Genomic DNA, 9079 nt, shown 5'->3' with positions numbered 1-9079 from the left:
GGCGCTGGACTAAACAAAGGCCCCCTTTTAGGGGGCTCACACAAAGCCACCTTCTTTAGAAGGTGGTAATTTACTTTTAGCCGATTTATCTGCGCGCCGATAAGAAAAACGCTCCTTTGTGAGGAGCGCTTTGATACTTATTTTTCAGCAAGCTTTTCTTCAAGTTGCGCCAACTTCTGTTCCATTTCTGTTAGCTTTTGACGTGTACGTAGTAAAACTTGAGTTTGAACATCAAACTCTTCGCGACTTACAACATCTAGCTTGTTTAGCTGGCCTTGGATTACTTGACGAACTTTCTGATCGACATCAGAGCCCAACTCTTTTACAGGTTGAGGCATTGAGTCGTGAATCTGTTTAGCAATTTGCTCTAATTTCTTTGGGTCAAACATAGTGGCTAAAACTCCTTTTGATTTGTCCTCATTTTAAGTAAATGATACGTGAAAGTCGCCATTTAGATGGCAAAAAAGAGAGCGGCAATAAAAAAGGCCACCGAAGTGACCTTTTTGAATGCCTTAATAGCTTATCTGTTATCCGCTAATTCACGATGAGCTGCTTTCGCTTCGTCAACTCGCGCTAACTTCTCCAAGTCTTTGTCTTCAACAAATACTGGCAGAGGTTTGTGTTTTTCAGCTAGGTAGCTGTAAATCACAGGTAGCACGAATAGTGTGAACAGTGTACCGATTGCAAGGCCAGCAACGATGACGATACCGATACTGAAACGTTGCGCGGCACCTGCACCTGTTGCGTACATCAGTGGGATCAGACCTGCGATCATCGCTGCAGTGGTCATTAGGATAGGGCGAAGACGCACTTTCGCAGCTTCCATCACCGCATCAATACGAGACAGTTTATTATGTAACTGCTCTTCCTTGGCGACTTCACAGATCAAGATACCGTGCTTGGTTATTAGGCCGACCAGCGTGATCAAACCAACCTGCGAGTATATGTTCATCGAGGCCGTACCCCAGGCCAATGCGATCAAGGCACCACATATTGCCAGAGGTACAGATACCATGATTACAATAGGATCGCGGAGTGATTCAAATTGAATCGCCAGAACGAGGAAGATGATCGCAAGTGCAAGACCGAAGGTTGCATACAAGGCACTACCTTCCGTTACAAACTGACGAGATTCGCCCATGTAATCATGGTTATACCCTGCAGGCAGTTTGGTTTGTGCAATATTTTCAAACCAATTAACTGCATCCCCCATCGAAACACCAGGGCCTGTAACAGCACCCACAGTTGCTGAGTTTAGCTGGTTGAAGTGTGGCAAAGAGCGAGGCTCAGCCACCACATCAATGGTAATCAGACTACCTAATGGAACCGCTTTACCATCCACAGAGCGTACATAGTAGTTCTTCATCGATTCTGGGTTTAGACGCCATTTACGCTCAACCTGAGGAATTACCTCATAAGAGCGGCCATTTAGGTCGATACGGTTTACATAACCATCTGCCATCATGGTGCTGAGGGTGATACCAATGTCTTGCATAGTCACACCGTAGGCACCTGCTTTGTCTTTATCGATCTTGATCTTCATCGTTGCAGAATCATATTTCAGATCCAGATCGGAATAGACAAACATTGGACTGCTTGCTACTTCCGACAGAATGTCATTTGCAACGGTAAACAAACTTTCAAAGTTGTTTGGCGTTGTAATTACGAACTGTACAGGAAGGCCTGAACCAGCACCTGGTAGCTCCGGCATTTCGTAGGCAGCAATAGACATTCCCGGAATGCTCGAAACAAGCCCACCAACACGCTGTTTGATTTCTGCTTGGCTCGCTTCTCGTTCGCCCCATGGTTTGAGTGTAGCTAAACCAAACGCTTGATTAGAATCCGGTACACCGTTAAATACCTGAGCGTATTCCACTTCTGGTTGATCAGAGAGAATCTTATTCACATCATCCATGGTGTTTTGGATGTAGTCCAAATTCGAATTTGATGGTGCGGTCCCTATGAGTACTACAACACCTTTATCTTCAGATGGAGCTAGCTCGCTAGGAATAAACTTGAATAGGACTGGTAAACTTGCGAATACAATTATCGCAAACACGATCACCACTGGTCGGCTAGCCATTATTGCTTTTAACATGCTTGCGTAGCGATTAGTCATGCCATCAAGTACATGGTGAACTTTTTGCTCAAACTTGCTTGGCTTCTCGTTCGCCTTCAGCATCTTCGAACACATCATTGGTGATAGTGTCAAAGCGATGATGCCGGATACGAATACTGAACCTGCCAGTGTCAAAGCGAACTCTTTGAACAATGAACCGGTGATACCACCCATCAATGCGATCGGCGCGTACACTGCACCTAGCGTCAATGTCATCGCGATAACTGGAACCGCAATTTCACGCGTACCAATAATTGCAGCTCGGAATGGCGATTCCCCTTCTTTGATGTGACGGTCAACGTTTTCTAGTACAACGATCGCGTCATCCACCACCAGACCGATGGCAAGCACCATCGCCAGTAGCGTCATCAAGTTCCAAGAGAAACCCATTGCCTGCATCACCATTGCCACACCAATCAATGAAAGTGGAATGGTCACGATAGGAATGATTACCGCGCGGAATGAACCTAGGAACAGTGTGATAACCACAAGTACGATGACCGCTGCTTCAAGAATCGTTTTCACTACTTCGTGAATCGATTCGTTGATGGCGATAGTTGAGTCGTACATCACGTTCATTTTGATGTTGCTTGGTAGGTTGCGCTCAAGCTGAGGCAACAGTTCAAGTACGTCTGCTGCAATGTTGATTGGGTTAGCGCTTGGTGCTGCGTTGATCGCCGCAACCACGGCTTCTTGACCGTTTGCACTTGCGCGATAAACGTCGTGACTCTTCTCCAGCGTTACTTTAGCGATATCACCTAGGCGGATGACATCCCCTTCACCAGTTTTCACGACCAATGCTTCAAGTTCAGCAACGTTTGATACCTGAGTATCTGCGCTACCGTTATAAAGTACGAACTCACCCGTCGCTTGACCGGTTGCAGATTGGTAGTTGTTGGCGTTAAGAACGCTCATCACATCCGTAGCGGTCAACTTCAAAGCGCCCATTTTGGCAGGATCTAGCCATACGCGCAGTGCGTACTTCATACCACCATACAGGTCAACTTTGGATACACCGTTTACAGTGAACAACTGCGGGTTGATTACACGCTCAAGGTAGTCAGTGATCTGGCTTGAAGATAACTCGTCACTCGTAAAGCCGATGTACAGTACCGCCGTTGTCGAACCTGTCGACATGGTTACGGTTGGATCTTCGGCTTCTTTTGGAAGCTGAGAACGTACTGAGTTCGTTTTCGCTAAGATATCAGCCAATGCTGCATTCGGGTCAGTATTCAACTTCATGTTGACAGTAATGGTTGATTTACCTAGTACCGATTGCGAAGTCATGTAATCAATATTATCGGCTTGCGCCACCGCTTGCTCCAATGGCTGAGTAATAAAGCCTTGGATCAAGTTGGCACTTGCACCGTAGTAACTGGTGGTCACGGTGACCACCGTATTCGTCATTTCAGGGTACTCACGAACTTGCATTTTGAACACCGCTTGCAAACCAAGCAATGCAATCAAAAAGCTGATCGATACCGCTAAAACTGGACGTTTTATAAAAACATCTGTAAAGCGCATGATGCCTCCAACTTAAAGCATTGGTGTTTCAGCAGGTGGGGTAGTTGCATCGCTTTCGACAATGCTTACTTTCGCATGGTTACTCAAACGGACTTGACCCGATGTCACTACCACATCACCTGGCTTCACGCCTTCTAGAATGTGTGCGATATCTTTAGAGCGTTCGCCAACTTTTACCACATGCTGCTTAACGCGTTTTTCGCCATCTTCTTCTGTTACGATGTAAACATTGTCGCCATATAGCGTAAATGTGATCGCGGTTTGAGGTAGAGTGACCTGATTTTCTAACTTAGGCAGAATGATGTTTGCACGCGCGAACATACCACTACGCAGTTTGCCGTCACTGTTAGGGATATCCGCTTGAACTTGAATCAAACCACTTTGTACGTTAACCGCAGGCTCAATCGCAGAAATTGAACCTTTGAAAGGCTGTTCTGGGTAGGCATCCACAAAGATATCCACTTCTTGGTCGATATTGATACGTGAAATATCGGTTTGCGGCACGGTAAAGCGTAAACGCATCACGCTGGTGTCTTCCAGGCGAACAATATCGGTACCCGCTTGTAGGTACTGACCGAGGTACACGTTACGAATACCTACTACACCATCAAATGGCGCTTTGATTTCGCGTCGGTCGATGGTCGCTTTCAAGCTTTCAATGTCCGCTTTTAAGGAGAAGTAGTTCGCTTCTGCTTCGTCATACGCTTCTTTAGAAATAGATCCTTTTTTAAATAGCCCTTGGTAGCGTTTGTATTTCGCTTCTGCTGCTGGCAACTTGGCTTGCGAGCTCTTTAAATTCGCTTTCTCAACGTCAGAGTCAAGCAGTACTAGTGGCTGACCTGCTTTGACTTGAGTACCGGAATCAAATGCGATTTTATCGATAACACCGCTCGTTTCGTTCGCTACCGTCACGCCTTGATTTGGCTCGATAAAACCAATTGCCTCGATGACTGGTACCCAATCCACCGCTTGCACTTCAGTTACGGTTACTGGGAATGCTGGTTCAGGGCGATTGGCAAACTGCTCCATTTTGTCTTTGATATCAATTAGTCTGTATGTAACAACGCTACCAAAAAGTAATAAAACAATTGATAGCATCAAAATCCACTTTTTCATTCTATTAAGAACTCCAAGTTAGTGTTTAATAATTGCATCCCAACTGGCTTCAATAGCGGCCTCTAATGCCGTCTTATCCAGTTGATAAAATCCCAAAGCGTGTTTCCGAGCAAGTGCAACACTTGCCTCAAAACTCAATCCAGAAAGTACTTCGTTATCGAGAAGCTTGAATACTCCCTCGTCTTTGCCCTGATTGAAAAGAAGATCTACTTGGGCAAACATTTGTCTCTCAAGTTCCCGAGCTTTGCTACTATTTGAACAGGGTAAAGACTCATATTGGACTCGGTTGCTGATCGCACTTAAGTTCGAGCTCGCTAAATTCCAAATATTGAGCCACATGGTTCGATAACGCTGTTTTAAAGGCATCTCTTCACTAACACCTAGTTGCACCGCAGTAGCAACACGCTTAGCAACGTTAAGGCGTAGTTCCTCTAAAAGATGTTCTTTATCTGAGAAATAACGGTAAATCGTCCCTGCTGCGACACCTGCCTCATTGGCGAGCTTTTGCATGGAAAGCCCTTGAAAGCCAGATTCAGCAATGAGTTGTTCAGCAGCGACTAAGATTTGTTCTCGTTTATCTACAGCAGGGTTATCCTTCATAATGTCACCCTTTAGTGAATGAACGTTCATTCATTATAGCTTAAATACCCGCCATTTATGCAACAGAATATTGCACTTAATTGGTGTAAAAATTACAAGAAATCAGCATAGCTTTCACGAGGCCACCCCTTTATCATAGGCGCCACATTCATCACCCGCAGAGAATTTCTATGAAGCTGAACCCTAGTCAAGATGAAGCCGTGAAATACGTGTCTGGTCCATGCCTAGTGCTAGCTGGTGCTGGCTCGGGCAAAACTCGTGTTATTACCAATAAAATCGCTTATCTGGTTCAGCAATGTGGTTACAAAGCGCGTAACATTGCGGCGGTGACGTTTACCAACAAAGCGGCACGTGAAATGAAGGAGCGTGTAGGTCAAACGTTAGGGAAAGGTGAGTCTAAAGGTTTGATGGTATCAACATTCCACACTTTAGGATTGAACATCATCAAGCGTGAGTACAAGCATTTAGGGTTGAAAGCGGGCTTCTCACTGTTTGATGACCAAGACCAGCTAGCGCTACTCAAAGAACTTACCGAAAAGCAGCTTGATGGTGATAAAGATCTGCTACGTCAGCTTCTGAGTTGTATTTCCAACTGGAAAAACGACATGTTGACGCCAGAGCAAGCCAAAGCGCGTGCGCAAGGTGAACAGCAACAATTGTTTGCGTTCTGTTTTGATATGTACCAAAAGCAAATGAAAGCCTATAACGCGCTTGATTTTGATGACCTAATTTTGAAGCCCGTTTTGCTCTTACGTAATCATGAAGACGTTCGTCAGCGTTGGCAGAATCGTATCCGTTACCTACTGGTTGACGAGTATCAAGATACCAACACGAGTCAGTATGAGCTGGTCAAACTAATTGTCGGTGAACGTGGGCGATTGACGGTTGTAGGGGATGACGATCAGTCTATTTATTCATGGCGTGGTGCGAAACCTCAGAACCTTGTGTTGCTGGGTGAAGATTATCCGAATTTGCGTTTGATTAAGCTGGAGCAAAACTACCGTTCAACGAGTCGAATCCTGCGTGCGGCCAACATTTTGATAGCTAACAACCCTCACGTCTATGAGAAGTCCTTGTTCTCTGAAATTCCTGACGGTGAAAAACTCAAAGTGTTGTTGGCTAAAAATGAAGAGCATGAAGCAGAGCGCGTAACGAGTGAACTAATTGCGCATAAGTTCCTAAACCGTACCGAATATAAAGATTATGCGATTCTATATCGTGGTAACCACCAATCACGTTTGATTGAAAAGTCTCTGATGCAAAACCGCGTACCGTATAAAATTTCTGGCGGCACCTCGTTTTTTGCGCGCGCAGAGATTAAAGACATCATGGCGTATTTGCGCGTTTTGGTTAACCCGGATGACGACAATGCATTTTTGCGCATTGTGAATACTCCACGACGTGAAATTGGCCCAGTGACGTTAGAGAAGTTAGGCAGTTATGCCAATATGCGAGGCAAGAGTCTGTTTGAGTCGAGCTTTGAAATGGGGCTCGAACAGCACCTAACGGGACGTGGCCTAGAAAACCTGCGTCGTTTCACCCAATGGCTAGTGGCGATTGCTGATCAAGCTGAGCGTGGTGATACCGTCGAAGCGGTTCGTTCGCTAGTTCGTGATATCCATTATGAAGATTGGCTATACGAAACTTCAGCAAGTCCGAAAGCCGCTGAAATGAGAATGAAGAACGTTTCTGACCTTTATTCCTGGATAGTGGCGGACCTAGAGGGTGACAACTACGATCAAGAAGAGAAAACGTTAAAAGAAGTCGTTCAACGTTTGACCTTGCGTGACATGATGGAGCGCGGTGAAGAAGATGAAGACAGTGATGCAGTACAACTGATGACCTTGCACGCATCAAAAGGCCTTGAGTTCCCATATGTATACTTAATTGGGTCCGAAGAAGGTATTTTACCGCACCAAACCAGTATTGATGAAGATAACGTGGAAGAAGAGCGTCGCCTGATGTACGTTGGTATTACTCGAGCGCAACGTGAACTGACTTTCACTATGTGCAAAGAGCGTCGGCAGTTCGGCGAGTTGATCAAACCGACTCAAAGCCGCTTTTTGGATGAGTTGCCATTTGATGACGTTGAATGGGAAGTAAACAAAAAGCCAGTATCAGCAGAAGAGCGTATGGCGAAAGGTCAAGCACACATTGCCAATATTCGAGCAATGTTTAAGAAGTAAAGTAACCTTGTTCTCACTGACTAAAAACAAAAAGGCTTGCCAACTGGCAAGCCTTTTTCGTTGATGTCTTTACTTATAGACCTTCAATCATGTGGTCAATTGCTGCGATGATTTCATCGTCAGAACAGTCCATACAGGTTCCTTTGGCTGGCATCGCATTGAAGCCTTCTAATGCGTGCTTCACTAACGTATCTTTGCCTTGTGCAATACGCGGTGCCCAATCATCGGCATTACCTGTTTTAGGTGCGCCGTTTACACCAGATGCGTGACAAGCAATACAAAAAGTACCATAAACTGTGGCGCCATCACGTGGACCGGTTGGTTCTTCTTTCACTGGCTCAGAACCCGCTAGATAAACATCACCGACAGGTTGGATGCGTTCTGCGATCGCATCGTATTCAGTTTGGCTGATGTCAGAAGCTAAAGCTGCCGTAGAAAACGTTAAGGCAGCGAACAAAACGCTAATCATTTGTCGAGACATATCCATTAAACCCACTTCACATTCCCGAGGTAAGTGACTTACCTATTTATATAGTTAGAGTATTAATGCCGAGCAGAGAAATCATTAAATTCCACTGAATGGCATAGAATGATTAGACAACTTGGTTGCAGCTGTTAAATCAATGTAAATAATGGGTGATTATATCCCGATAACTTGTTGCAATAAACAACAAGTTATCCATGACAGGGCGTGAATCACATCAAAAATCCACTTTAACGGAAGATAACTGTCGAAAAAGAGACCAAACGATAAAAAAAGTAAAAAAAGTACTAGACGGCATAGTGTGATATCCGTATTATTCCACTCCGCCGATAGGGCATGCGCCCGTAGCTCAGTTGGATAGAGCGTTGGCCTCCGGAGCCAAAGGTCGAAGGTTCGAATCCTTTCGGGCGTACCATTGCCTCGGAGGATACATCGGTAAAAATCAGTGGTGGCTATAGCTCAGTTGGTAGAGCCCCGGATTGTGATTCCGGTTGTCGCGAGTTCAAGTCTCGTTAGCCACCCCATTCTTTCTTTTTTAGATTGAATGCGGTAGCATTGCTCCCAATCTTGATTCAATCAAGATAAAACATCGTCGGTGAATAGCGCAGCTTGGTAGCGCATCTGGTTTGGGACCAGAGGGTCGGGGGTTCGAATCCCTCTTCACCGACCACTATTTAGTTTATGGCTCTAATAGAGCGGTAAACAGCAAAAATTGATGGTGGCTATAGCTCAGTTGGTAGAGCCCTGGATTGTGATTCCGGTGGTCGCGAGTTCGAATCTCGTTAGCCACCCCATTAATTAAGGTGACTTCTTAGTTGAAGTGTCCTGTCTGATTTGAGAAAATCAGCAAATACAGTTCGGTGAATAGCGCAGCTTGGTAGCGCATCTGGTTTGGGACCAGAGGGTCGGGGGTTCGAATCCCTCTTCACCGACCACTATTTAAAGCCTCAGTCGAAAGACTGGGGCTTTTTTGCATCTCTCCTGAAAAAAATCGGCATTCCATTTCAATTTTTCCCAAAAGTGTACAGCTCTAGGGGCTTTTGACCACCT

At 45.3% G+C, this 9079-nt stretch carries 6 protein-coding genes and 5 tRNA genes; 6 read left to right on the top strand and 5 right to left on the bottom strand.

What is annotated here, in order from left to right; genetic code table 11:
- Positions 1 to 137: 137 nt before the first annotated feature.
- From ubiK to R7127_RS20525, 4 genes are all read right to left on the bottom strand, one after another.
- Positions 138 to 389, bottom strand: a complete 252-nt coding sequence (gene ubiK, locus R7127_RS20540; protein ID WP_005379099.1) for a ubiquinone biosynthesis accessory factor UbiK — start codon at positions 387 to 389, stop codon at positions 138 to 140.
- Positions 390 to 520: 131 nt separating this feature from the next.
- Positions 521 to 3643 carry a multidrug efflux RND transporter permease subunit VmeD gene (gene vmeD, locus R7127_RS20535; protein WP_033907400.1) on the bottom strand — a complete coding sequence of 1041 codons (3123 nt, stop codon included), beginning with the start codon at positions 3641 to 3643 and terminating at the stop codon, positions 521 to 523.
- A 12-nt stretch (positions 3644 to 3655) separates the two neighbouring features.
- On the bottom strand, positions 3656 to 4759 hold the full coding sequence (locus tag R7127_RS20530; RefSeq protein ID WP_042523871.1) for an efflux RND transporter periplasmic adaptor subunit: 1104 nt from the start codon (positions 4757 to 4759) through the stop codon (positions 3656 to 3658).
- Positions 4760 to 4777: 18 nt separating this feature from the next.
- Entirely contained in the window at positions 4778 to 5359 is a 582-nt protein-coding gene (locus R7127_RS20525; protein WP_005384254.1) for a TetR/AcrR family transcriptional regulator, read from the bottom strand.
- Positions 5360 to 5529: 170 nt separating this feature from the next.
- On the opposite strand from R7127_RS20525, the gene rep reads away from it, so the two are divergent.
- Entirely contained in the window at positions 5530 to 7545 is a 2016-nt protein-coding gene (rep, locus tag R7127_RS20520; RefSeq protein WP_318136215.1) for a DNA helicase Rep, read from the top strand.
- Positions 7546 to 7618: 73 nt separating this feature from the next.
- On the opposite strand, the gene R7127_RS20515 is transcribed toward rep, so the two are convergent.
- The gene (locus R7127_RS20515; RefSeq protein ID WP_005384252.1) at positions 7619 to 8032 is read right to left on the bottom strand and encodes a c-type cytochrome; all 414 of its coding nucleotides are present in this window, start codon (positions 8030 to 8032) and stop codon (positions 7619 to 7621) included.
- A 335-nt stretch (positions 8033 to 8367) separates the two neighbouring features.
- On the opposite strand from R7127_RS20515, the gene R7127_RS20510 reads away from it, so the two are divergent.
- The 5 genes from R7127_RS20510 (at position 8368) to R7127_RS20490 (ending at position 8964) form a co-directional block, all read left to right on the top strand.
- Positions 8368 to 8444: transfer RNA gene (locus R7127_RS20510), tRNA-Arg, on the top strand.
- A 33-nt stretch (positions 8445 to 8477) separates the two neighbouring features.
- Positions 8478 to 8553, top strand: a tRNA-His gene (locus R7127_RS20505).
- A gap of 69 nt (positions 8554 to 8622) precedes the next feature.
- Positions 8623 to 8699, top strand: a tRNA-Pro gene (locus tag R7127_RS20500).
- Positions 8700 to 8747: 48 nt separating this feature from the next.
- Positions 8748 to 8823: transfer RNA gene (locus R7127_RS20495), tRNA-His, on the top strand.
- A gap of 64 nt (positions 8824 to 8887) precedes the next feature.
- Positions 8888 to 8964 (top strand) — tRNA-Pro (locus tag R7127_RS20490).
- Positions 8965 to 9079: the final 115 nt, after the last annotated feature.

Source organism: Vibrio sp. 1159 (assembly GCF_033340395.1).
GTDB classification, from domain to species: Bacteria; Pseudomonadota; Gammaproteobacteria; order Enterobacterales; family Vibrionaceae; genus Vibrio; species Vibrio alginolyticus.
This window is presented reverse-complemented; position numbering and strand designations above follow the sequence as displayed.

Bases quoted from the DNA above. Each gene is read 5' to 3' on its own strand.
- ubiK (WP_005379099.1), bottom strand. From the start codon at position 389: ATGTTTGACCCAAAGAAATTAGAGCAAATTGCTAAACAGATTCACGAC.
- vmeD (WP_033907400.1), bottom strand. From the start codon at position 3,643: ATGCGCTTTACAGATGTTTTTATAAAACGTCCAGTTTTAGCGGTATCG.
- R7127_RS20530 (WP_042523871.1), bottom strand. From the start codon at position 4,759: ATGAAAAAGTGGATTTTGATGCTATCAATTGTTTTATTACTTTTTGGT.
- R7127_RS20525 (WP_005384254.1), bottom strand. From the start codon at position 5,359: ATGAAGGATAACCCTGCTGTAGATAAACGAGAACAAATCTTAGTCGCT.
- rep (WP_318136215.1), top strand. From the start codon at position 5,530: ATGAAGCTGAACCCTAGTCAAGATGAAGCCGTGAAATACGTGTCTGGT.
- R7127_RS20515 (WP_005384252.1), bottom strand. From the start codon at position 8,032: ATGGATATGTCTCGACAAATGATTAGCGTTTTGTTCGCTGCCTTAACG.